Raw genomic sequence first — 22263 nt, forward strand, 5'->3', positions numbered from 1 at the left:
ACCGATCATCGTTTCAATATGGCAGAGAACACACCTTCACTACGACGACGGCTCGATAAGCTGTTCGTCCCGCTCACCGTCGGCCCGACGGTTCTCTGGATCGCGGGCATCATCGTCTATCCGACGGCGCAACTCCTCTGGTCGAGTCTCTTCTTCACGAACCCGATCACGCAGGAGAAGTCCTTCGTCGGCCTCCGGAACTTCGAGCAACTTCTGCTCTCGGACGGCGGGGTGTTGAACCCCGCGTTCGTCGAGTTCACGAAGCACACCGCCATCTACGTCGGCTGCAGCGTCTCGATGTCGTTCCTGTTGGGGCTGGGCATCGCCACGCTACTCAACAAAGACCTGAAAGGTCGGGGGTGGATTCGAACGGCGGTCATCGTGCCGTGGATTCTCCCCTACGTGATGAGCGGGCTGATGTGGCGCTGGATGTTCCAGACGCAGTACGGTGCCATCAACGGCGTGCTCGTCCGGACGGGAATCGTCTCGAACCAGATCGCGTTCCTCTCGGACGGAACGCTGGCGATGATGGCGCTCATCATCGCGGACGTCTGGGTGTTCACGCCGTTCATCATCATCATCCTGCTGGCGGGTCTGCAGAACGTGCCCGCGCAGCTCTACGACGCCGCCGAGGTGGACGGTGCGAGTCGGTGGTCGCGCTTCTGGAACGTCACCTACCCGTTCCTCAAACCCTCGATTCTGGTGGCGCTCACGATCCGCATCATCTTCGACATCCGGGCGCTCGACCTCGTCTGGGTGATGACGCAGGGCGGTCCCGGAAAGTCGACCGAAGTGTGGGCGTCGTGGCTCTATCGCACCGCCATGGTGTTCGGTAACACCGGCGAGGGCGCCGCGCTGGGCGTCGTCATGCTCGCCGTCACGTTCGCCATCGTCGCGGTTCTCTACAAGGTATTCGGAGGGACGCCCTACGAAACATGAGCACGAAAACGACGGCGCTGACTCGGATTCGAGAGGAGTTCGGACTGAGTACCGACGACGAGTGGTCGAGCGTGGTTCGGGAGCGACTGGTCGCCTACGGCGTGCTCGGGCTGTACGTCTTCGTGGTGTGGTTCCCGATCTACTACATCCTCATCACGAGCCTCAAAGCGCCGGCGGAGACGCTGTCGTTTCCCCCCACGTTCTACCCCCACGACCCGACGATCTCGAACTACGTCGAGATCTTTCGGAACCGACCGTTCGAGACGTACACGCTGAACAGCCTCATCGTCGCCTCCACGACGACGTTCATCTGCGTCACGCTGGGAACGCTGTCGGGCTACACGTTCTCCCGGTACGATTTCCTCGGAAACAAGGCGCTCTTGCTGTCCATCGTCGGGGCGCGGATGATTCCGCCCATCGCGCTCATCGTTCCGTTCTTCGAGATCATGTCCGAACCGCCGCTCATCGGCGGCCTCACGGGTAACCTCTACAACACGAAGATAGCGCTCATCCTGACGTACACGTTCTTCAACCTCCCCTTCGCCGTGTGGATAATGAAGAACTACTTCGACGGCGTGCCGCGGTCGCTGGACGAACAGGCGAAAGTCGACGGCTGTTCGACGTGGGAGGGCTTCTTCAAGATAATCCTCCCGGTGGCGAAGCCGGGCATCGCCGCGACGGCCATCCTGGCGTTCATCTTCTCGTGGAACGAGTTCGTCTTCGCGCTGGTGCTCACGTCGTCGGAAGCCGCCCAGACGCTTCCCATCGGCGTATCGCTGTTCGTCGCGGACGACTTCATCGATTGGGCGCACCTCGCGGCGGGCGGGATGATCGCGGCGCTCCCGGGCATCCTGTTCGGGCTGGTCTTCCAGCGGTACATCGTCAGCGGACTCACGCAAGGGGCGGTGAAAGAATGACGCACACCGACTACATCATGCACTGCGGACACACCAACGACGGACGTGGTATCGATGGCTGAAGTAACGCTCGACGCGCTGGTCAAGCGGTTCGGCGACGTGGTCGCGGTCGACGGCATCTCGCTCGACATCCCCGACGAGTCGTTCACGGTGCTCGTCGGCCCGTCCGGCTGCGGGAAGACGACGACCCTTCGGCTCGTCGCCGGCCTCGAACGCGCGACCGACGGCGAGATCAAGATCGGCGACGAGGTGGTGAACGACCGCCGAGCGTACGAACGGGACATCGCGATGGTGTTCCAAAACTACGCGCTGTACCCGCATAAGACGGTCGAGGAGAACATGCGCTTCGGCCTCGAACAACACGGGGTCGAGGAGTCGATCATCGAAGAGCGGGTCGCCGAGACGGCGGCGCTCCTCCAGATATCCGACCTGCTAGACCGGCGTCCCGCGGAGCTGTCCGGGGGACAACAACAGCGCGTGGCGCTCGGCCGCGCCATCGTCCGGGAACCCGACGTGTTCCTGATGGACGAACCGCTGTCGAACCTCGACGCGAAGCTCCGGGTGCAGATGCGCGCCGAACTCAACAAGCTCCACGAGAAGCTGTCGACGACGACGGTGTACGTCACCCACGACCAGATCGAAGCGATGACGCTCGCCGACCAGATCGCCGTCATGGACGCCGGGGAGATCCAACAGGTCGGCGATCCGACGTTCGTCTACGCGAACCCGCGGAACCTGTTCGTCGCCGACTTCCTCGGCAGTCCGTCGATGAACTTCGTCGAAGGGACGTTGATGCGCCGCGACGGGTCGCTCGTCGTCGACGCGGGCCCGTTCGAACACGAGGTCCCCGACTCGTACCGCGACGCGCTCGACGGAAAGCTCGGCGACCGAATCATCGTCGGCATCCGGCCGGAGAACGTCACCCTCCGCCCCGACGGACTCCCGGCGCTCGTCGAAGTCGTCGAACCGCAGGGCGAAAAGACCGTCCTCGAACTCGACCTCGGCGACGACGTCAGCATCAAAGCCTCCGTCGAACCCGACGTTCCGGTCGAACGCACCGACCGCGTCAACGTCGAATTCGACCGGCGGTCGCTCCACTACTTCGACGCCGACACCGGCGAATCGCTGACGTACACGCCGGCTGAACGCTCGGAAGCCTCGGAGGCGACGCTTCGATGACGCGGACGCCGACCCGACCGACGGTCGACGGAGAACTCCTGTTGGTCGTCGTCTGCTGTCTCATGGCGCTCCTCGCGGCGTACAACTACCGAATCGAGGCCTACGGCGGAACCGTGGCCGCGGCCGCGGGGGCCGGAATCGCGCTGGCGTTTCTCGTCCTCCTCTCGGACTGAGACGACCGCCCTAACGACCCCGACGCAGACGTTATAATAACTGACAACCCGCGAAAAATGAAGGATACGCCACCGACTCGCCACCGAGTCGGATCGAATGAACACATGTTGCCCGACGAACGCAAGCGGAAGATCGTCGACCTGGTTACCGAAGAGAATGGTTGTACCGTCACCGACCTCGCCGGCCGACTCGACGTCTCGGAGGCGACCATCCGACGCGACCTCGAGGACGACGACCGCCTCGAGCGTTCGCACGGCGGCGCGCTCCCCGCTAGAACCGTCGGCGAAGAACGAACCTACGGACAGAAACAGGTTCAGAACCGAGACGCCAAGCGCGCGATCGGCGAACGAGCCGCCGCCGAGATACAGGACAATCAGGTGATCTTTTTCGACTCCGGAACGACGACCATCGAAGTCGCCAAGAACGTCCCCCCGACCGCGTCCGTCACCGCGGCGACGAACTCGCCGCTCGTGTCGATGCAGCTCGCTGAGGCGGGCGTCGAAGTGAAGGTCACCGGGGGAACGCTCCGCCGCTCGACGTGGTCGCTCGTCGGGCCGACCGGCGAACAGTTCCTCGAACGAACGAACTTCGACCTCCTCTTTCTCGGGACGAACGGTATCCACCCGAACGCCGGGTTGACGACGCCGAACGAGGACGAGGCGCGGGTGAAATCGCTGATGTGCGAGAGGGCGAGCTGGGTGGTGCTCGTCGCCGACGGGAGCAAACTCGGTCGGCGGAGCTTCTTCCGATTCGCGGAGTTCGACGACGTGGACGCCTACGTTACCGACGGTTCGCTCGCGTCGGAGTATCGGGAGTCGTTCGAGGCGGCGAACGTCGAACTCGTGGACGGGGTCGGAACATGATTCTGACGGTGACGCTCAATCCGGCCGTGGACTACACCGTGACGGTCGACTCCCCGGTCGAACCGGACGGGGTGCTCCGGTCGAGCACGGAGCAGTACGACCCCGGCGGGAAGGGAATCAACGTCTCGAAGTACCTCGCCGAGCTGGGGGTGGAGACGCTCGCCACCGGACTCGTCGGCGGGTTTCTCGGCCGGTACATCGAGGATCAGCTCACCCGGTGTAAGGTTCCGAACGACTTCGTCGAGATGGACGTCTGCACGCGGCTCAACACGACGATACTCGCCCCCGACGCCGAGTACAAGCTCAACCAGTCGGGGCAGGGGGTCAAAGCGGAAACCGTCCGCGAACTCGTCGGGAAGATACGCGAATACGACCCCCAGATCGTCGTCGTCGCCGGAAGCCTCCCGCCGAACCTCGGCCCGGCGGCCGTCGACCGCATCGCGAACGCGGGGTCGTGGGAGACGGTCGTCGACGTGCAGGGGGATCTGTTGACGGGCGTCGCGGCCGAGTACGCGCTCTGTAAACCGAACCGCGACGAACTGGCGAGCGCGACCGGGATGCCCGTACACACCGTCGAGGAGTGCGCTCAAGCCGCGGCGGCGCTTCACGAACGGGGGTTCGACCGCGTCATCGCCTCGCTGGACGACGACGGGGCGCTCCTCGCTTCGGACGACGGCGTCTTTCACGCCGAATCGCTCGACGTCGACGTGGTCGATACCGTCGGCGCGGGCGACGGACTGCTCGCAGGCGTGCTCTCGACGCTCGCCCGCGGACAGACGGACAGGATCGCGATCAGGGTCGGCGTCACCGTCGCTTCCCGGGTCGTCGGGGTTCCCGGAACGACGATTCCCGACATGGCGAACGTCCGCACCGAAGCGACCGAGATTCCGCTCCACGTCGGTTGAATCGGATCGCTCAACGGGAGCCCTCACCGGAACGTTTCCGCGCCGACCCCCGTCCGATCGGCCGTCGTAGCGGTGGAACTATCCGTACACGGTACGCTCCCACGCGGTAGATGTCACCGAAAAACGGCGCGAGCCGGGACTGGGGCCTCGTGGTGCGGATGGTGGCGACCCTCTGTCTGAGCCTCGCGGTCACCGCACTCCTCGGCGTCGCGTTAGCGCGGGCGCTGGTTCTCCTCCTCGGCACCGAAGCCGGTCTCGCTCTCTTCGTCGCCGTCGTCGGCCTCCTCGTCGCCGCACAAGTGATCGTCGGCGGTCCGCTGGAACTCCGTCTCACCCCCGTTCACGAGCGTTCGAGCGAGGAGGCCGCCGAACTGTCGGCGGTCGTCGGGCGAGTCGCGCGCCAACTCGACCTCCCAATGCCGACCGTCGCGATCGAGGATTCGTCGGTCCCGAACGCCTACACCGTCGGTGTCCTCCCGAACCGAAGTCGACTCGTCGTGACCCGAGGATTGGTGGCGCTCCTCTCGACCGACGAACTCGAAGCCGTCGTCGCGCACGAGATGGCGCACGTCAAGAATCGCGACGGGGCCGTGATGACCGTCGCCGCGGTCGGCGCGGTGCTCGCGGGTCGAGGCGCGTCGATAACGAAAGCCCACCTCGAACCGAACTCGCGCGCCGGACGCACGAACCGCCGGCGGAACGCCAACGGGGTGGACATCGTCGTGGCCGCGTTCCACGTCTTCTTCACCGCGTCGTGGTTCGTCAGCTACCTCCTCGTGAGCGCGCTGACGCGGTACCGCGAGTACGCCGCCGACCGCGCGGCGGCGCGGATAACCGGAAGCCCCGCCGTCGTCGCGACCGCGCTTCGAAAACTGGACGGTGTCGAGGCGTCGCCGACCCGAGACCTCCGGTCGCGTCACTCGTCGATTCAGGAGTTCTGTATCGTCCCCGAGGAGCGGTCTTCGGACGGAGACGACCCCTTCGCTTTCGAATTGGACTCCTACCATCCCCGAACGTCACGATTCGCGACGGAGTGGCCTCTCGTGGCGCGCCTCACGCGAACCCATCCGCCGGTCGAGGCGCGGGTGGAGCGATTGCGGGCGCTCGAAGGAGCGGTCACCTCGTAGTCGTCCGCGTTTCAACGCGAGAGAAGCGAAAGGTCCTGCGTTCGTCTACTTCACCGTGGTGATGGTGACCTCGTCGGTGGTCTTCGCGCCCTTGTCGTCGGTCACCTGCAGGACGACTTGGTAGGTTCCGCACTTGTTCACCGTCAGCTTCGTCTTCTTCCCGGCGGTTTCGAACGAGCCGTCGCCGTCCAGGTCCCACATGTACTCCACGATTTCGCTGTCGCCGTCCTCGGACTTGGACGCGTCGAGCGTGACGGTCTGGCCCCTTTCGAGCGACCCGTCGCTCACGTTGCTCGGGCTCGTCCGAATCCGCGCGACGGGCGGTTCGTTCTTCTCGTCGCCGGAGCCGGTGTCGTCGTTTCCACCGCCGCCTCCGCCGTCGTTCCCTTCGCCGCCGTCCCCGCCGTCGTTACCCTCGCCGCCGTCGTCTCCGCCGCCGCCGTCCCCGCCGTCGCCCGACGTCGCGAAGAGTTCCTCTTCGACGAGCTGCCGGGCGAGGTTCGTGTGCCACTGCACGCGCTTGTCGAGCGAGGTGTCCTTCGACGTTACTTCCGCGAGGTAGGCGCGCGCGCCGGCGTCTCGGGCCGCCTTGTGGGTGAATAAACCGTTCGGTTCGTTCGAGGACGGGGAGAACGCGTCCGTCGAGAACTCGTACCCGTCGCGGGAGACGTAGTTCTCGTTCAGGTAGTTCGCGGTCTCCTTGGCCTCGGCGGACGCCGCCTCCTCCCAGTTGTAGAAGATCGCCTGCCCGACGCCGCCGACCATGTCGCCGTCGTAGATGCCGACCGATTCGTGGAGGTCCGCGACCACGTCCGGTTGGTACTCCTCGACGACGCCCCAGATTGCGCGCGCCAGTTCCGTCTCCGGCGCTTCGCCCGTGGGGAACTGGCGGTTCAGGTCGCCGTCGCCGTCGGACGTCCGCGAATCCTGCGCGACGGCCTCGGCGTTCGCCTTCGGAATCGTCACCAGCGTCCCGCGCGCGATGTCCCACTCGGCGATCTTCGCCGCGGCTTTGTATCCCGCCTCCTCGTTCCCGTGCATCCCGCCGACGATGAGCGCCGTCGGCCCGGATTGATCCGCCTTCGTCACGTACACCTTCGTCGCTTTGTCGGTCCCGCTCATGAGGGTGAACGACTCCCTCGAAACGGACGACGTTTCGCTCTGACCGCTCGTCTGTACCGCGCCGAGTCCCAGTAGTCCCGCGGTGCCGGCCGCCGTCAAAAACGTGCGTCGTGTTGTCATTGCTGTCCAGTTGGTCGTTGAAGTACTGGGTTATGTTTTTTTGGTTTTCGTCCAAAAAAAGAAGGTCCTTTCACATAATTATGCATAATTATCGGAAATATTACGTTGGTGTTCCGTACATTTTCAACGCAGTATGGTTTGCCGAATTGGAAAACGTTCGGGACGGTCGTGGCCGCAGTCCGGTCTCGGCGTCCGGATTGCGGTTACCCGAACGGTTAACCCCCGCTCGGACACGCATAGCCCATGCACGTTTCGCTCGATGACCTCGAAACGCTGGTCGAAGCGGCCGGTGCGCCCGGAAACGAGTACGCCGTCGCCGACCGGTTCGCCGAACTGATAGAGCCGCACGTGGACGACGTCTCGTTCGATCCGATGGGGAACGTCGTCGCCACGAGCGAGGGAAGCGACTTCGAAATCATGCTCGCGGCCCACACCGACGAACTGGGCTTCCTCGTCGACGACGTGGACGAGGACGGCTTCCTCCGGTTCCGGATGCTGGGCGGGCACTACAAGGGGAATCTCTCCGGTCAGCGGGTTCGCGTCGGTCCCGACGGCGTCCTCGGCGTCGTCGGTCCGCGGTGTCGACACTACATGAGCGGCGAGGAGAAAGAGTCCCTACCGGAGAACCTCCGCATCGACGTCGGGGCCGCTTCCCGCGAGGAGGTAGCGGCGTTGAACGTCGAACCCGGCGACTACGCGACGTGGGACTGCGGCGTCTCGGAACTCGCAAACGACCGCGTCTCAGGGCGGGCGCTGGACGACCGCATCGCGCTGGCGATCCTCCTCGCCGTCGCGCGCGAGGAGGACGTCGACCCCACGGTTCACTACGTCGCCACCGTGCAGGAGGAGGTCGGTCTCCGCGGGGCGCGGGCGGCGGGACACGACGTCGACCCGGACGTCGGCGTCGCGCTCGAGATCTTCCCGGTGGACGACTACCCCGCCGGGAGGAGCGACGGCGTGAACGCGACGCTGGACGGCGGTCCGGTCGTCGAGTTCGCCGACGGCACCTCGGAGTACCTCTTCGGCGGCGTCATCGTCGACAGGCAGACCAGAACGTGGCTCCGCGACGCCGCGGACGCGGCGGACGTTTCGATTCAACACGACGTGATGCTCTCCGGGTCGACCGACGCGACCGAACTCCAGCAGGTGCGCGGCGGTCGCCACGCCGGAGCCATCGCGGTTCCCTGCCGCTACACGCACTCGCCGGTCGAGACGCTCTCGATGCGCGACGCGGAGGAGACCGCGGAGGTGCTGCTGTCGGCGCTCGGACGCGAGTTTCCGGGGCGGGACGAGATTCGCCGACCCCGGTGAGGGGTCGGCCGCCGCCTCGCCCGGTACCTGCTCCGCACCTCGTTCCGCTGCGCTTACTCCTCCGCGACCTCGTGGAGCGGGTTCGGCACCGTCCCGTGCTCGGAGGCGTGCGGGCGACCGTCGGCGTCCTCGTAACCGTACTCGAGCAGTCGGTTCCGGTTCAGACAGAGCTTCGTAAACTCGGGGCGGAGCAGGTCGAACAGTTCGAAGCGGTCTTCGAGTTCGGGGAACCGGGACTGGTAGTCGAGCACCGCCCCCCGAACCTGCGCCCAGAACTGCTCCTCCGGGTAGTCCGAGTGCGTCTCCAGCGCGTCCGCGACGTACCGGAAGACGCAGACGAACAGCCCGGAGAAGATGAACTGACAGAGCCCCTCCGGCGGTTCCGCGCGGAGGACGCCCCGGAGTTCCTCGGGAAGCGATTCGAGTTCGGGGAGCGGCCGGTCGCTGACGTTCACGTCGTCCACGAAGTCCTTCACCGCGAGGCGGTGCGGCCGCCCGTCCTTCAGCACGAGGATGGCGTTCTGCCCGTGCGGGGAGAACACCGTCCCGTAGCGATAGAGGTAGTGGAGCAGCGGCGGGAGCACCGTCTCGAACAGTTCGTCGAGCCACTCCTCCGTCGTCAGCCCCGACCGTTCGACGAGCGATTCGAGGAACGGCGTTCCGTCCTCCACGTGCATCAGCGCCGAGAGCGTGACCGCTCGCTCGTCGTCGTCGAGGAACGTGTAGATGCTCTCGCGCCAGACGCAGCCGAGCAGTTCGTCGTACTGGTAGGCCGACCCGTCGAGTTCGGAAAAATCGGGGTGGTCGTAGTTCAGCCCGGCGATTTCGCCGGGAAGGACGAGGTCGCACTCCTCGCGCAGGAACTCGTCCCCGTCGCGGACGCCCTTCACGTACTCCGTGACAAGCGGCGCGACCTCCGTGCGCTCGCCCGGCAGGCCGCGGTAGACGAGCGTGTTGAGGATGCGCATCGGCACCTTGACGTGGTGGCGCTCCTCCTCGTCCACGTTCACGAACGTCCGAATCGACTGCTGGGGGAGGTACTCGTCCGGCCCCTCGCCGAGCGGAACGACGTTCTCCGACGCGATCTCGTCGGCGAACAGTTGGACGATGCTGTCGTCCCACTGCCACTCGTGCACCGGGAGGAGGTAGTAGTCGTCCGGGTCGAGCCCGCGAGATTCGAGTTTCGCCCGGAACCGCTCGCGGTGGCGGCCGAGTTCGCCCTCGACCAGCGACTCGTGGTCGAGTCCCGAGACGGCGCTGAACGTCGCCCGGTCCCGGGAGACGGCGACCCACGAAAGCGTCGTCGGTCGCTTTCGTTCCGGCGCGTACTCGAGGTAGTCGTCGTAGCCGAAGCCGAGGCGACCCTTGTTGTACGTTATCCACGGGTGACCGGTCATCTCGCCCTCGAGTTCGGCGTAGTCGAGTTCCGTCGGGTCGAACTCGTCTCGCTCGCGCGCCCTCGCTTCGACGTGCGCGTCGGCGAGCATCGTGTTCCGGTACTCCCGAATCAGGTGGCCCGCGGTCAGGTCCGAGACGCCGACGGTCTCCTGCGCGTCGAGGAGGAATCGAACGGGGTCGGTCGCGGGTTCCCAGTCGCCCGCCCCTCGGCGCGCTATCGACTCGGGGCGGACGCTGAGCCAGTCGAACAGCCGCTCCTCGGCCTCGAACCGGTACTCGATGCCCTCGGTCAATCCGATGCGGTATCGCCCGTCCTCGGTTCGCTCGGGGGCGACGAGCTCCTCGTAGCTGAACTCAGCCAGCATCTTCGCCAGCAGTCGCCGACCGACCGCCGCCCAGATGTCCGGGGTCAGCGCGCTCCGCAGTCGTTCGTACTCGATTCCGTCGTCGGTGGTGGTGAGTTCCTGCATGGTCAGTCCTCCTGCAGCGGGAATGCGTTTCGTAATCGCTCGCTGTCGGGCGCGTTCGAGACGAACCGCTCGACGGAGAAGTCCTGGAAGACGGTGTCCTCGTCGACCGGGTACACCTCCTCCCCGACCAGCGATTCGATGATGGTCGCGTTCCGGTAACAGCCCAGTCCGAGGTCGGGCGTCCCGACGCCGTGGGCGTGGAGGCCGGCGTTCTGGACGAACACGCGGCCGGGCGCGTCGAACTCGACCTCGTAGTTCTCGTCGATGCGAAGTCGACCCTTCGCGTCGCGGTCGATGGCGTCCTCGATGCCGGCGAGGAACGGCGGCGTCGGGCGGTGGTAGCCCGTCGAGAGGACGACGACCTCGCTCTCGTGGGCGAACCGCTCGCCCTCCTGCCACTGCTCGCAGGTCAGGCGGTAGCGGTCGCCGGTGCGCTCGAGGTCCTCCACCTCGGTCGTGGCGAGCATGCCGACGTCGGGGTCGGCGTCGCCGACGGAGCGCTCGTAGAGCAGGTCGAATATCTCCTCGCTGGTGCCCTCGTCGATGCCCTTGTACAGCAGGTCCTGCTCGGGCAGCACGTCGTCCCTCGTCTCCTGGGGCAGGTCGTGGAAGTACCGCGTGTACTCCGGCGTGAAGTGCTGGAGTCCCAGCTTCGAGTACTCCATCGGGAAGAAGCCCTCCGAGCGCGTGAGCCAGTCCAGCCGATAGTCCGCCTCCGGTTGCTCCCGGAGCAGGTCGAGGAACACCTCGGCGGCGCTCTGGCCCGACCCGACGACCGTGACGGAGTCGGCGTCGAGACACCGCTCCCGGCGGTCGAGGTACGACGCCGAGTGGAACACGTCCTCGTCCGGGTGTCCCCGGAGCGACTCGGGGACGAACGGGACGCTTCCGACGCCGACGACGACGTCGTCCGCGCGGTACTCGAACGTCTCGCCGCCGGGGTCGCGGGCGGTGACGCGGAAGACCTCCTCGGCCCCGTCGTACCGAACGTCGGTCACGCGCCGATTGAACCGCGTGCTGTCGAGGTTCTCCGCGACCCACCGGCAGTAGTCGTCGTACTCCCGGCGCGGAACCTGGAACGTCTCGTAGAAGTAGAACTCGTAGATGCGGTCGCGCTCGCGGAGGTAGTTCAGGTAGCTGTGCTCGCTTGTCGGGTCGGCGAGGGTCACGAGGTCGGCGAGGAACGGCACTTCGAGGGTCGCGTCCTCGATGAGCATCCCGCCGTGCCACTCGAACTCGGGCTTCTGTTCGAGAAACGCCGCCTCGCAGTCGACGTCGTCCAACAGCGCGGCGAGGCCGAGGTTGAACGGGCCGAGACCGATCCCGACGACGTCGTACGTCCTCGGCGTCCCGTCCGCGTTCGCCTCGTCGGCCCGCGCTCCGCCCGTCATCGACCCATCACCTCCGACTCGAACCGCTCGCGCTCGCAGACCATCAGCAGGGCGTCCTTCTCGTCCAGCGAGAGTTCGCGGCGGGGTTCGAAGCCGCACTTCTCGAAGACGTGGATGACCTTCCCGTTGCGAACGTCGGGTTCCGTCACCACGCGCTCGGTCTCGTCGTGGCGGAACTGGAAGGCGGTCATCGCCCGGAGGAGCGGTTCCGCGTAACCGTGCCCGAGAAACTCGGGCACGCCGATGAGCAGGTGAATCCCCTGGTCGGCGGGGTCGGCGTCGTAGTGCTCCGCGAGGTCGTCGTCCGCCGCCCAGTAGGACTCCCAGTAGCTCATCGGCACGTGGTCCAAGTGGCCGACGTAGAGCGTCTGGTGGTCGTCCGCCAGCTTCTCCGCGAGCTTCCTCCGGAACGCCGGGAGCGGGTCGTTCCATCGCCAGTACGGGAGGACGTGCGGTTCGTTCAGCCAGCGGTGGAGGCGACCGAGGTCGCGCTCCATCGACGCCCGTCGGAACGAGATGGTCTTCCCGATGTCGGCGTCACGGGTCTGGTAGTCGTAGTCCGACGCGACGATTCCGGCCGGGCCGGTCATGCTCTCACCTCCAACTCCCGTACGAGGGGATTGGGAATCTCCGTGTAAACGGATTGGTTCTCGAGCGACCCCGTCAGTTCGTCCATGCCGCGGAACCGCGTCAGCAGGTTCGCCTTGCAGGGGAGCCGCCGGTCGGACAGCAGGCTCGACACCAGCGAGGACTCCTCGCGGTCGAACTCGCGGAGCGATTCGAGCTCCTCGCGGAGGACGGCGAGCAGGTCGCGCTCGTCCGCGAGTCCGGCGGTTCCGAAGGCGTTGACGACGCCGAAGGCGTTGTTCAACACGACGTAGTACCGGATTCGCTCGTCCGCCACCGCGTCCGCGACCAGCGTGTCCGCGCGCTCCGCGACGCCCGGCAGGAGGTCGTCCACCTCATCGCGCGTCGACTCCGCGAAGTAGTAGCCCTGATTGTCGCGGTACCGGTACTCGGCGGGGTAGCCGTCGCGGAGCGTCAGGACGCCGTTCTGCTGGTGCGCTTCGAGGCCGACGCCGTAGGTCAGGTACAGCCACAGCACGGGCCGAATCGAGACGGCGAGGTACCGCCGGAACCAGTCCTCGCTCACGGCGTCGGTCGCCCGCCCCTCGCGGTCGGCGATCTCCTCGACCACGTTGGCGAGCCGCGAGTTTCCGCCGAACGCGTGGTCCTGACAGAGGCCGACGACGGGCGTCGCGTTCTTCGCGTCGTCGCCGCGGAAGGGGTTCTCGCGCAGCACGACCTCGAATCCTGACTCCGGCCCCTCCCCGGCCTCGACGGTCAGGTAGGCGGGGTCGCGCACCACGTCGAAGTCGGGGAACCGCGACCGCAACTCGGAGCCGAGGTCGGTGGTCAGCAGTTCGGTGATGGCGACGCCGCGCTCCAGTTCGGGGCGCTTGTTCGTCCGCTCCGAGTTGGTGATGTTCACCGCGAGCGACCCCTTCACCATGAACGACGAGTTCGGGGAGTACAGCGTCCGAACCGACGACGTGGGGTGGAAGGGACGCCCGCGACCGCCGAGGTAATCGAGGGTCCCGTCCGCCAGCAGCGACTCGACGTGGGGCTGGTCCAGCAGGTGCTCGGCCTGCCACGGGTGAACCGGAATCAACGCGTCACCGCTCTCGACGTGCTCCCGACGGAACGACTCCGAAACCGCCGGGTCGGCGCGCAGTTCCGACTTCACCCACTCGGCGGCGCTCCCCTCGCGCGCCGACTCCTGCGCGACGACGGCGGGGTCGGCGCGGAAGTAGTGGAGGGGGAACGAGCCGCGGAGCTCCGGGGCGTACGTCGGCGCGTCGCGCTCGGCGATTCCCTGCCGGCTCTTCGGCGTCGGGTGGAGGAGGTGACCGAAGACGAGCGACTGCTCCGCGTCTACGAAGTCGAACTCGGTGCCGTAGAGTCGGTCGCGGTCGTCCGCGCGGGCCGCGACGAACCGCTCGGTGGCTCGCTCGCTCGACAGGACGCGCCGGAGCAACTCGTCGGCGACGTTGTCGCCCGACCGTTCGAGCGACAGTTCCTTCGTGACGAGGGTCGCCAGCGTCGCGTAGTCCGCGTCGTTCCAGTCGCCGCCCGCCCGGAACCGGACCGGGAGGTCGAACAGGTGTCGCCCCGTCGGCGAGCGGTACGACAGCGGCGCGCGCAGTTTGACGCCGACGGTCGGCAGGTCGAACGCCACCGTCTCGCCCGCCGACGCCGACTCGTCCCGCACGATTTCGTAGTTCCCCGTCTCCCGGAGGTAGGAGTTGAGGAACGCGTGGAGCGTCGCCGACTCGGCGGCGGCGCTCGCCTCGTCGCTCATCGTTCCACCCCCGGCGAGACCGCGCGCAGCGAATCGCCGCGGCGCTCCACCCTGTCGAGGACGGCCGCGACGTCGGAGAGCGTCGTGCGGGGGTTGAGCAGCGTGAACTTCAGCGCGCCGACGTCGTCGACCTCGGTGCGAGCGACGACGGCCTCGCCCTCTCGGAGCAGGGATTCGCGTATCGCCTCGTTTATCCACCCCACGCGCTCGTCCGTCGCGTCGAGGTCGTCCGGTCGGTAGCGGAAGACGACGGCGTTCAGCGTCGGCTCGGCGACCAGTTCGAACGCCGAGTCGGTGGCGAGGAGGGTCGCGACCTCCTCGGCGAGGTCGATGGTTCCGTCGACCAACTCCGCGAGTCCGCGCCGTCCGAGCGCCCGAAACGCGACGAACGGTTTGAGCGCGTCGAACCGCCGGGTCGTCTGCACCGACTTGGCGACGAGGTTCGGCGCGGAGTCGCCCTCCGGGTTGAGGTACGACGCGTTCTGCGCGATGAGTTCGTACCGCGAGCCGTCGCGCAGGAGGAACGCGCCGCAGCTTATCGGCTGGTAGAACAGCTTGTGGAAGTCGACGGCGACGGAGTCCGCGCGGTCGATGCCCGCGAGCAGGTCGCTCCGGCGGTCGCTGAGGGCCAGCGCGCCGCCGTAGGCCGCGTCGACGTGGAACCAGAGTCCGTGTTCCTCGGCGCGGTCGGCCAGTTCGTCGAGGGGGTCGATGCTCCCGAAGTCGGTCGTCCCCGCGGTGCCGACCAGCGCGAAGGGGAGCAGTTCGCGCTCGCGCAGTTCCGCGAGCGTTCGGTCGAGCGCGTCGGGGCTCATCCGTCGCTTCTCGTCGGTTTCGACGGTCACGACGGCGTTCTCTCCGAGTCCGAGGTGGGACGCGGCCTGCCGGGCGGTGAAGTGGGCGTCCTCCGAGCAGAGGAGGCGGAGCGCCTTCGCCCGGTGGGGCAGTCCCGACCGCTGAACGTCGGTGCCGAAGCGCTCCCGGGCGTACCAGTCGCGGGCCAGGAGCAGTCCCATGAAGTTCGACTGCGTCCCCCCGCTGGTGAACACGCCGTCCCCGTCGTCGTCGTAGCCGAACAGGTCGCAGAGTTCGGAGACCATCCGGGTTTCGAGCACCGTCGCCGCCGGGCTCTGGTCCCACGAGTCCATCGACTGGTTCGTCGCCGTCAGCATCGCCTCCGCGGCGAGCCCCGGCACCATCGGCGGACACTGGAGGTGCGCGACGCAGCGCGGGTCGGAGACGCCGACCGAGTGTCGCAGTATCGGCTCCGCCGCGTCGAGCGCCGCGTCCACCCCCTCGCCGTCCTCCGGAATCATCGCCTCGCCTTCGAGGCGCTCGCGGAGCGATTCGGGGCTCTCGCCCGAGTAGGGCGTCGCGTCCTCGACGAAGGCGTCGAGCACCGCGTCCGTCGCCCGCTCCATCGCGGTCCGGTAGGCGTCCGCGCTCCCGTCGCCGCCGAGGAACAGCGACTCGGCGCGGGCGTCGAGCGAGCGCCGGAGTTCGGTCGCTTCGCTCACGCGGCGGTCACCTCGTTCGCGGCGACCGCCTCGCCGACCGCTTCGTGGAAGCGTTCCGCGATGGCGTCCACGTCGTCCTTCGTGACGACGAGCGGCGGGAGGAACCGGACGGTGCTGCCGTGTCGCCCGCCCAGTTCCACGACGAGACCGCGCTCGAAGCACGCCGTCCGGATGGCCGACGCGCGGTCGGCGTCGGTGGGGTAACTGCCGAGGTCGTCCGGTTCCGCCGTCGGGTCGACTATTTCGGCACCGAGCATCAGGCCGCGTCCGCGAACGTCGCCGACGCAGTCGAACGCCTCGGCGGTCGCTTCGAGACGACCTCGCAGTCGGTCGCCCATCCGCGCGGCGTGGGCGTCGAGGTCGTTTTCGACGACGTGTTCGATGGTCGCGCGCCCCGCCGCCATCGCCAGTTGGTCGCCGCGGAAGGTTCCGGCGTGCGCGCCGGGCTCCCACGCGTCGAGTTCCTCGTCGTAGACGACGACCGCCAGCGGGAGTCCGCCGCCGACCGCCTTCGAGAGCGTCACCGCGTCGGGGACGATGTCGGCGTGCTCGAAGGCGTACAGTTCGCCCGTGCGACCCAGTCCGGTCTGTATCTCGTCCACGACCAGCGGGATATCTCGCTCGCGGGTCGTCCGCCGTATCTCCCGCGTCCACTCGTCCGGGGCGGGAATCGCGCCGCCCTCGCCCTGCACGAGTTCGAGCACCATCCCCGCCGGGTCGGTGATGCCGCTCTCCGGGTCGTCCAGAACGCGCTCGACGTACCGACTGGCGGTTCGGCGGCCCTCTTCGCCGCCGATGCCGAACGGACAGCGGTAGTCGTAGGGGTAGGGAAGGTGGTGGACGTCGGGCATCGTCCCCGGCACGTCCGCCTTCGGGTCGGTGTCGCCCATCAGGCCGAGCGCGCCGTGGGTCATTCCGTGGTAGCCGCCCTGAAACGCCAGAACCGAGCGGTTACCGGTCGCGGTCTTGACGAGTTTCAACGCGGCCTCGACGGCGTCCGTCCCAGCGGGGCTACAGAACTGCACCCGCGCCGAGTCGGCGAACTCGTCGGGGAGGCTGTCGAACAGCGCGTCGACGAACCCGTCTTTCGTCGGCGTCGCGAGGTCGAGCGCGTGCAGCGGCCCGCTCGCGTCCAGCACTTCCTCGATGGCCTGCACGACGGCGGGGTGGTTGTGTCCGAGCGCGAGGGTTCCCGCGCCCGCGAGGCAGTCGTAGTAGACGTTCCCGTCCGCGTCCTCGACTTCGACCCCCTCCGCGCGCCGAATCGCCATCGGGAGGTGGCGGGGGTAGGTTCGCGCGTTCGATTCGCGGCGGGCCTGCTTTTCGAGCAGGCGCTCGTTCTCGGTTCGGCTCACGGCGACCCCTCCGTCGAATCGAGTCGCGGAGCCGCGGCTATTCGTCCGTCCTGGGGCTTGCATCGGCGCATCACGGGTTTTAGGCTCGCCTAAACCGAGTAAAAGCTTGCGGTTTTTAGGCAGCCCTAAAAGAAAGAAAAGCGATAGTTACCGACGAACGACCGGATGTACCATCGTCGTCCGTCCGAGTTCGGAACGTCCGTTCCACCGGCGATATCGCCCCCGACCGAACGGGACCGGCCCACTTCCGAAGACTTACCTCGTATTGTTTCGACGTTGTCACTAAATGGTCGTTCGCCTCCTACAGTACGCCGACGTGGAAAACGCGTACGATTCGCCCGAACGAATCGGTCGCCTCGCGGGACGTATCGAAGAGTTGCGCGACGAGCGAACGTTCGTCTGCGGGGCCGGGGACGACACCGGACCCGGCGTCCTCTCGCTCGTCACCGGAGGGAGACAATCGCTCCCGTTCTTCGACGCCGCTTCGCCGGACTTCGAGACGTTCGGCAACCACGACTTCGACCACGGGTTCGACGCCATCCGGGAGATCGTTCGAGAGTCGCCGCAGCGGTGGCTCAACGCGAACGTGGAACGCGACGGGAAGCGGTTCGCCGCGGAGCACACCGCCCCCACCGCGCTGGTCGAACGGGACGGTCGCCGAATCGGGTTCGTCGGCGTGACCGCCCCGGAAACGCCGGACATCAACCCCGCCGCCGAAGAACTGACCGTTCTCGACCCGGTGCCGGTCGTTCGCGACGCGGCGGCGCACCTCCGGGACCGCGGCGCCGACCACGTCGTCGTCCTCTCGCACTGCGGCGACGACGCCGACCTCGCGGAACTCGACGTCGACGTCGTCCTCGGCGGTCACGAGCACGAGGAGCGAATCGAGCGCGTCGACGGGACGCTCCTCACCCGCCCGGGCGACCTCGGACGAACGCTGCTCGAAGTGGAACTCGGCGAGGGGCGACCGACCGCGACGCACCACGACACCGCCGATGCGACCCCCGACGCCGACGTGGTCGCCGCCCTCCGAAACCTGCTGGACGAGACCGGCCTGACCGAGACGGTCGGGACGCTCGACGAACCGGTACTCCGCCACGACCGCGCTCGGAAAGCCGGGGAGAGTCGCCTCGGCAACCTCGTCGTCGACGCTCAGCGCTGGCGCGCCGACGCCGACGTCGCCCTCGCGCTCGGGGGAATCCGTCCGGGCGACCCGCTGGAAGGCACCGTCACGGCCGCCGACCTCGTCGGATTGATGCCCTACGGCAACGACCTCCTCGCGGTCGAACTCCCGGGCGAACGCCTCGCCGAAGCGTTCAGGGAACTGTCGCTATCGTACCGATACCCCGATTCGCCGCAATACATGTTCGGTCACGTCTCCGGCGCGACCGTGACGTGGGACGACCGCGACGATACGCTGTCCGAAGCGACCGTCGACGGCCGACCGCTCGACCCCGAGAGACGGTACGAGGTCGCCGTCTCGGAGTACTTCGCGGAGGCGGACAACCTCTTCACGTCGTTCGACCGGAACGACGCGGTTCGAACCTGCGGAACCGTCCACGACGCGCTGGTCGAGTACGCCCGCGAGCGCGGACTCGACCCGACCGTCGACGGCCGCATCCGACGACCGCACTTCGACCCGCCGACGGTTCGCTGACGACCGACGAATCTTCGTCGTCCCCCTCAGTACACGAAGACCTGATCCGACAGTTCGACGTAGAGGCCGTAGTAGGTCCCGTCCCGTTCGAGGTACGCGTGTCTATCCTCGGCCTGTCGCTCCGCGCGGTTTCCGACGCGCTCGACGAACCGATGGAACGCGTCGGAGGGGTCGCACGTCCCGTATCCCCCCTCCTCGACGACGGTTCGGAGGATCGCCTTCTCGGCGGACGAGAGCGTCGAGAAACGGATGGGTGCGTACCCGTCGCCGATTTCGGAACGAACTCGCTCGACTCTGATGACGCTGTCGTGCATCGAGTCGTGGGTCTCCCCGCAGTCGGTCGACCGCTCCCAGTCGGTCAACGAAGGCTCGTTATTTCCGGTCTTCTCGCGCTCCCCGGGTCGTTCGCGTTTCGTCGTTTCGGGCGCGCTCGCCGGCGTCGACCGACCGAGGCAACCGCCGACGAAGACGGCGGGGAGACTCGCGACGAGCGTACGACGGTTCATACCGGTCGTACTCGCCGTTCGTTCCTAAGCGTTCGGAAGACTGAAAGAATCGTTTGACCGTTCGGTTCGACCGTTCGGCTACTCCAGCGCGCTTCCGGCCCGAATCACGCGCTCCTCGCCGAACTTCGGCCCGATGAACTGCACGCCGACCGGGAGGCCGTCGGTCTCGCCCGCCGGAACCGAGATGGCGGGGAGGTCTGCGAGGTTCACCGGCACGGTGTTCGCGTCGGCGAGGTACATCTGGAGCGGGTCGTCCAGGCTCTCGCCGAGTTCGAACGGCGGCGTCGGCATGGTCGGACTGGCGAGCACGTCCACGTCCTCGAAGGCGGCGTCGAAATCCTGTTTGACCCACGCCCGGGCGTCCTGGGCCTTCTTGTAGTACTTGTCGTGGTAGCCGGCCGAGAGCGCGTAGGTTCCGAGCAGGATGCGGCGTTTCACCTCGTCGCCGAAGGCCTCCTCGCGGGCCTCCGAGAACACCTCGTTCCAGTTGCCGTCGAACCCGCCTGAGTGGCCGTATCGCACGCCGTCGTAGCGCGCGAGGTTCGAGGACGCCTCGGACATGGCGATGACGTAGTACGCCTCGACCGCGTGCTCGACGGAGGGGAGCGAGACTTCGTGCACCGTCGCCCCCTGCGATTCGAGGGCGTCGATGGCGGTCCGGAACCGCTCGACCACGCCCCCGTCCGCACCCTCCACCAGTTCGGTGGGGACGCCCACGTCGAGTCCGGAGACGTCGCCGTCCGCCGCACCCGCGTAATCGGCGTTCGCGCCCTCCTCCCTCGTCGTGGAGTCGCGCTCGTCCGGCCCGGCGACGACGTCGAGCAGTTCGGCGGCCCCCTCGACCGTGGGGGCGATGGGGCCGATCTGTTCGAGGCTGTTGGCGTACGCGACCAGTCCGTACCGCGAGACGAGTCCGTAGGTCGGTTTGATGCCGACGACGCCGCAGAAGGCGGCGGGGCAGCGAATCGAACCGCCCGTGTCGGTGCCGAGCGCGAGGTCCGCGTCGCCCGCCGCGACCGCGGCGGCGCTTCCGCCCGAGGAACCGCCCGGAACGCGCCCCTCGGCGGCGGGGTTCTCGGTCGGGCCGAAGGCTGACGTTTCGGTGGTCGTGCCCATCCCGAACTCGTCCATGTTCGCCTTGCCGACGATGGTCGCGCCCGCGTCCTTCAACCTCCTGACGACGGTGGCGTCGTAGGGCGGGACGTAGTCGTCGAGCATCGCGGATCCGCAGGTGGTTCGGACGCCCTCGGTGCTGATGTTGTCCTTGACGGCGACCGTCTTCCCGGCGAGCGGGCCGTCCCCCTCGCCGTCGATGGTCTCCTCGGTGATGAACGCGTTGTGGCTCATGAGACGTTCGGCCCCTTGAAGTAGCCGTCCTCGGATTCGGGGGCGTTCTTCAGCGCTTCTTCCTGGTCGAGACCGTCGCGCACTTCGTCCTCGCGCATGACGTTCGCGAGGTCGGACTCGCGCTCGACCTCGGGCACCTCGTCCAGCGTCTCGAAGTAGCCGAGGATGTCCGCGAACTGGTCGGCGAACCGCTCGGCGTCCTCGTCGGAGATACCGACGCGGGCCAACCGCGCGACGTACCGAACCTCGTCGGGGCCGGGAGACGTATCGCTCATGTGTTGACGAACCCGCGGACGAGCGGTAAGGGTTTCGATACGCCACCTACCGGGTCGTCGAGTATCATAAAGCGAGCGATAACCGAGTCGTGTATATCTTTCGAATACTGTCTTCTTCCCCGAGGAAGACCGGATGAATCCGAGGTTTTTCGTCCGAGAAAATCGCCCGTCTACCCACTGGACTTAAGTAGGTGGAAGTGCTACATGATATGTCTATCGATTACTTCGAATCTCGGCCTATCGACCGGCTTCTGAGTGCTATATACGCGACTAACACACGGTCCCGACAGGACGCAACAACCGAACACAGCACGCGCCCATGACTGATACACGCACCCGAACGAACGACGAAACTGAGACCAGCGACGAGCGAACGGAAGAGCGAACCGACGAGCGACAGCGTTGCCCCGAATGCGGCGGTTCGCTCGTGACCGACGAGGAACGAGGGGAGCGAGTGTGCGCCGACTGCGGTCTCGTCGTCGAAGAGGACGCGGTCGACCGCGGGCCGGAGTGGCGCGCCTTCGACGCGGCCGAACGCGAACAGAAGTCCCGCGTCGGCGCACCGACGACGACGATGATGCACGACAAGGGGCTCTCGACCAACATCGACTGGCGCGACAAGGACGCCTACGGGAACTCGTTGGGGTCGCGCCAGCGCGAGAAGATGCAGCGACTCCGAAAGTGGAACGAGCGGTTCCGCACGCGCGATTCGAAGGAGCGCAACCTCAAGCAGGCGCTGGGCGAGATCGACCGGATGGCCTCGGCCCTCGGGCTACCGGACAACGTCCGCGAGATGGCCAGCGTCATCTACCGCCGGGCGCTCGACGAGAACCTCCTCCCGGGACGCTCCATCGAGGGCGTGGCGACGGGGGCCCTCTACGCCGCCGCCCGACAGGCGCGAACGCCCCGCAGTTTGGACGAACTCACCGCCGTCTCGCGCGTCGAGAAGGACGAAATCGCCCGCACGTACCGCTACGTCGCCCGCGAACTCGGCCTCGAAATCGAACCGGCCGACCCGAAGAGCTACGTCCCGCGGTTCGCCTCGGAACTCGACCTCTCGGACGAGACCGAGCGCCGCGCCCGGTCGTTGCTCGATTCGGCCATCAAGCAGGGACTCCACAGCGGGAAGTCGCCGGTCGGCCTCGCCGCCGCCGCCGTCTACGCCGCCGCCCTCCTCACCAACGAGAAGGTGACCCAGAGCGAGGTGAGCGACGTGGCGAACATCAGCGAGGTCACCATCCGCAACCGCTACCACGAACTGCTCGACGCCGAAGAGGGAACCGTCACGCCCTGACCGAAACCGTGAACTGCGGTCGGTCATCCTCCTT

20 protein-coding genes are annotated in these 22263 nt (G+C 67.0%); 10 read left to right on the forward strand and 10 right to left on the reverse strand.

What is annotated here, in order from left to right; all coding sequences use genetic code 11:
• Positions 1–18: 18 nt before the first annotated feature.
• From LIX00_RS04840 to LIX00_RS04870, 7 genes are all read left to right on the forward strand, one after another.
• Positions 19–939 (forward strand): carbohydrate ABC transporter permease, encoded by a 921-nt coding sequence (locus LIX00_RS04840; protein ID WP_227355072.1) that lies wholly within the window; start codon positions 19–21, stop codon positions 937–939.
• Positions 936–1856: a carbohydrate ABC transporter permease gene (locus tag LIX00_RS04845; protein ID WP_227355073.1), complete on the forward strand. Its 921-nt coding sequence runs from the start codon at positions 936–938 to the stop codon at positions 1854–1856. Before LIX00_RS04840 ends, LIX00_RS04845 begins: the two co-directional genes overlap by 4 nt.
• 54 nt (positions 1857–1910) lie before the next feature.
• Entirely contained in the window at positions 1911–3035 is a 1125-nt protein-coding gene (locus tag LIX00_RS04850) for an ABC transporter ATP-binding protein (RefSeq protein WP_227355074.1), read from the forward strand.
• Positions 3032–3208 carry a hypothetical protein gene (locus LIX00_RS04855; RefSeq protein WP_227355075.1) on the forward strand — a complete coding sequence of 59 codons (177 nt, stop codon included), beginning with the start codon at positions 3032–3034 and terminating at the stop codon, positions 3206–3208. The genes LIX00_RS04850 and LIX00_RS04855 overlap by 4 nt, the downstream gene beginning before the upstream one ends.
• Positions 3209–3313: 105 nt before the next feature.
• Complete coding sequence (gene glpR, locus LIX00_RS04860; protein ID WP_227355076.1) at positions 3314–4072, forward strand: HTH-type transcriptional regulator GlpR; 759 nt, start codon at positions 3314–3316, stop codon at positions 4070–4072.
• On the forward strand, positions 4069–4977 hold the full coding sequence (gene pfkB / locus LIX00_RS04865; RefSeq protein ID WP_227355077.1) for a 1-phosphofructokinase: 909 nt from the start codon (positions 4069–4071) through the stop codon (positions 4975–4977). Before glpR ends, pfkB begins: the two co-directional genes overlap by 4 nt.
• A 110-nt stretch (positions 4978–5087) precedes the next feature.
• Entirely contained in the window at positions 5088–6104 is a 1017-nt protein-coding gene (locus tag LIX00_RS04870; protein WP_227355078.1) for a M48 family metalloprotease, read from the forward strand.
• A gap of 45 nt (positions 6105–6149) precedes the next feature.
• Here LIX00_RS04870 and LIX00_RS04875 read toward each other — a convergent pair whose 3' ends face one another.
• Complete coding sequence (locus LIX00_RS04875; RefSeq protein ID WP_227355079.1) at positions 6150–7346, reverse strand: PKD domain-containing protein; 1197 nt, start codon at positions 7344–7346, stop codon at positions 6150–6152.
• Between the two features lie 243 nt (positions 7347–7589).
• Here LIX00_RS04875 and LIX00_RS04880 point away from each other — a divergent pair, with 243 nt between their 5' ends.
• On the forward strand, positions 7590–8657 hold the full coding sequence (locus LIX00_RS04880; protein WP_227355080.1) for a M42 family metallopeptidase: 1068 nt from the start codon (positions 7590–7592) through the stop codon (positions 8655–8657).
• Positions 8658–8710: 53 nt separating this feature from the next.
• Here the strand turns inward: LIX00_RS04880 and LIX00_RS04885 are convergent, their stop codons facing one another.
• The 6 genes from LIX00_RS04885 to LIX00_RS04910 form a co-directional block, all read right to left on the reverse strand.
• A complete protein-coding gene (locus LIX00_RS04885; protein WP_227355081.1) occupies positions 8711–10525 on the reverse strand; it encodes an IucA/IucC family protein in 1815 nt (604 codons plus the stop codon).
• A gap of 2 nt (positions 10526–10527) precedes the next feature.
• Positions 10528–11916, reverse strand: a complete 1389-nt coding sequence (locus tag LIX00_RS04890; RefSeq protein WP_227355082.1) for a lysine N(6)-hydroxylase/L-ornithine N(5)-oxygenase family protein — start codon at positions 11914–11916, stop codon at positions 10528–10530.
• Positions 11913–12506 (reverse strand): GNAT family N-acetyltransferase, encoded by a 594-nt coding sequence (locus LIX00_RS04895; RefSeq protein ID WP_227355083.1) that lies wholly within the window; start codon positions 12504–12506, stop codon positions 11913–11915. Before LIX00_RS04895 ends, LIX00_RS04890 begins: the two co-directional genes overlap by 4 nt.
• Positions 12503–14278, reverse strand: a complete 1776-nt coding sequence (locus LIX00_RS04900) for an IucA/IucC family protein (RefSeq protein ID WP_227355084.1) — start codon at positions 14276–14278, stop codon at positions 12503–12505. The genes LIX00_RS04895 and LIX00_RS04900 overlap by 4 nt, the downstream gene beginning before the upstream one ends.
• Positions 14275–15699 (reverse strand): pyridoxal phosphate-dependent decarboxylase family protein, encoded by a 1425-nt coding sequence (locus tag LIX00_RS04905; protein WP_227355663.1) that lies wholly within the window; start codon positions 15697–15699, stop codon positions 14275–14277. The genes LIX00_RS04900 and LIX00_RS04905 overlap by 4 nt, the downstream gene beginning before the upstream one ends.
• Before the next feature lie 92 nt (positions 15700–15791).
• A complete protein-coding gene (locus LIX00_RS04910; protein WP_227355085.1) occupies positions 15792–17213 on the reverse strand; it encodes a diaminobutyrate--2-oxoglutarate transaminase in 1422 nt (473 codons plus the stop codon).
• Positions 17214–17436: 223 nt separating this feature from the next.
• Here LIX00_RS04910 and LIX00_RS04915 point away from each other — a divergent pair, with 223 nt between their 5' ends.
• On the forward strand, positions 17437–18807 hold the full coding sequence (locus LIX00_RS04915) for a bifunctional metallophosphatase/5'-nucleotidase (protein WP_227355086.1): 1371 nt from the start codon (positions 17437–17439) through the stop codon (positions 18805–18807).
• Positions 18808–18833: 26 nt separating this feature from the next.
• On the opposite strand, the gene LIX00_RS04920 is transcribed toward LIX00_RS04915, so the two are convergent.
• From LIX00_RS04920 to gatC, 3 genes are all read right to left on the reverse strand, one after another.
• Positions 18834–19313, reverse strand: a complete 480-nt coding sequence (locus LIX00_RS04920) for a hypothetical protein (RefSeq protein ID WP_227355087.1) — start codon at positions 19311–19313, stop codon at positions 18834–18836.
• A gap of 78 nt (positions 19314–19391) precedes the next feature.
• Positions 19392–20660: an Asp-tRNA(Asn)/Glu-tRNA(Gln) amidotransferase subunit GatA gene (gene gatA / locus LIX00_RS04925; protein WP_227355088.1), complete on the reverse strand. Its 1269-nt coding sequence runs from the start codon at positions 20658–20660 to the stop codon at positions 19392–19394.
• A complete protein-coding gene (gene gatC, locus LIX00_RS04930; RefSeq protein WP_227355089.1) occupies positions 20657–20935 on the reverse strand; it encodes an Asp-tRNA(Asn)/Glu-tRNA(Gln) amidotransferase subunit GatC in 279 nt (92 codons plus the stop codon). The genes gatA and gatC overlap by 4 nt, the downstream gene beginning before the upstream one ends.
• A 319-nt stretch (positions 20936–21254) precedes the next feature.
• Here gatC and LIX00_RS04935 point away from each other — a divergent pair, with 319 nt between their 5' ends.
• Complete coding sequence (locus tag LIX00_RS04935) at positions 21255–22229, forward strand: transcription initiation factor IIB (RefSeq protein WP_227355090.1); 975 nt, start codon at positions 21255–21257, stop codon at positions 22227–22229.
• The last annotated feature ends 34 nt before the right edge of the window (positions 22230–22263 follow it).

Source organism: Haladaptatus salinisoli (genome assembly GCF_020614375.1).
GTDB lineage: Archaea > Halobacteriota > Halobacteria > Halobacteriales > Haladaptataceae > Haladaptatus > Haladaptatus salinisoli.

Bases quoted from the DNA above. Each gene is read 5' to 3' on its own strand.
- LIX00_RS04890 (WP_227355082.1), bottom strand. From the start codon at position 11,916: ATGACGGGCGGAGCGCGGGCCGACGAGGCGAACGCGGACGGGACGCCG.
- LIX00_RS04875 (WP_227355079.1), bottom strand. From the start codon at position 7,346: ATGACAACACGACGCACGTTTTTGACGGCGGCCGGCACCGCGGGACTA.
- LIX00_RS04910 (WP_227355085.1), bottom strand. From the start codon at position 17,213: ATGCAAGCCCCAGGACGGACGAATAGCCGCGGCTCCGCGACTCGATTC.
- LIX00_RS04840 (WP_227355072.1), top strand. From the start codon at position 19: ATGGCAGAGAACACACCTTCACTACGACGACGGCTCGATAAGCTGTTC.
- LIX00_RS04895 (WP_227355083.1), bottom strand. From the start codon at position 12,506: ATGACCGGCCCGGCCGGAATCGTCGCGTCGGACTACGACTACCAGACC.
- LIX00_RS04920 (WP_227355087.1), bottom strand. From the start codon at position 19,313: ATGAACCGTCGTACGCTCGTCGCGAGTCTCCCCGCCGTCTTCGTCGGC.
- pfkB (WP_227355077.1), top strand. From the start codon at position 4,069: ATGATTCTGACGGTGACGCTCAATCCGGCCGTGGACTACACCGTGACG.
- gatA (WP_227355088.1), bottom strand. From the start codon at position 20,660: ATGAGCCACAACGCGTTCATCACCGAGGAGACCATCGACGGCGAGGGG.
- LIX00_RS04915 (WP_227355086.1), top strand. From the start codon at position 17,437: ATGGTCGTTCGCCTCCTACAGTACGCCGACGTGGAAAACGCGTACGAT.
- glpR (WP_227355076.1), top strand. From the start codon at position 3,314: ATGTTGCCCGACGAACGCAAGCGGAAGATCGTCGACCTGGTTACCGAA.
- LIX00_RS04935 (WP_227355090.1), top strand. From the start codon at position 21,255: ATGACTGATACACGCACCCGAACGAACGACGAAACTGAGACCAGCGAC.
- LIX00_RS04855 (WP_227355075.1), top strand. From the start codon at position 3,032: ATGACGCGGACGCCGACCCGACCGACGGTCGACGGAGAACTCCTGTTG.
- LIX00_RS04870 (WP_227355078.1), top strand. From the start codon at position 5,088: ATGTCACCGAAAAACGGCGCGAGCCGGGACTGGGGCCTCGTGGTGCGG.
- LIX00_RS04900 (WP_227355084.1), bottom strand. From the start codon at position 14,278: ATGAGCGACGAGGCGAGCGCCGCCGCCGAGTCGGCGACGCTCCACGCG.
- LIX00_RS04850 (WP_227355074.1), top strand. From the start codon at position 1,911: ATGGCTGAAGTAACGCTCGACGCGCTGGTCAAGCGGTTCGGCGACGTG.
- LIX00_RS04885 (WP_227355081.1), bottom strand. From the start codon at position 10,525: ATGCAGGAACTCACCACCACCGACGACGGAATCGAGTACGAACGACTG.
- LIX00_RS04905 (WP_227355663.1), bottom strand. From the start codon at position 15,699: ATGGAGCGGGCGACGGACGCGGTGCTCGACGCCTTCGTCGAGGACGCG.
- LIX00_RS04845 (WP_227355073.1), top strand. From the start codon at position 936: ATGAGCACGAAAACGACGGCGCTGACTCGGATTCGAGAGGAGTTCGGA.
- gatC (WP_227355089.1), bottom strand. From the start codon at position 20,935: ATGAGCGATACGTCTCCCGGCCCCGACGAGGTTCGGTACGTCGCGCGG.
- LIX00_RS04880 (WP_227355080.1), top strand. From the start codon at position 7,590: ATGCACGTTTCGCTCGATGACCTCGAAACGCTGGTCGAAGCGGCCGGT.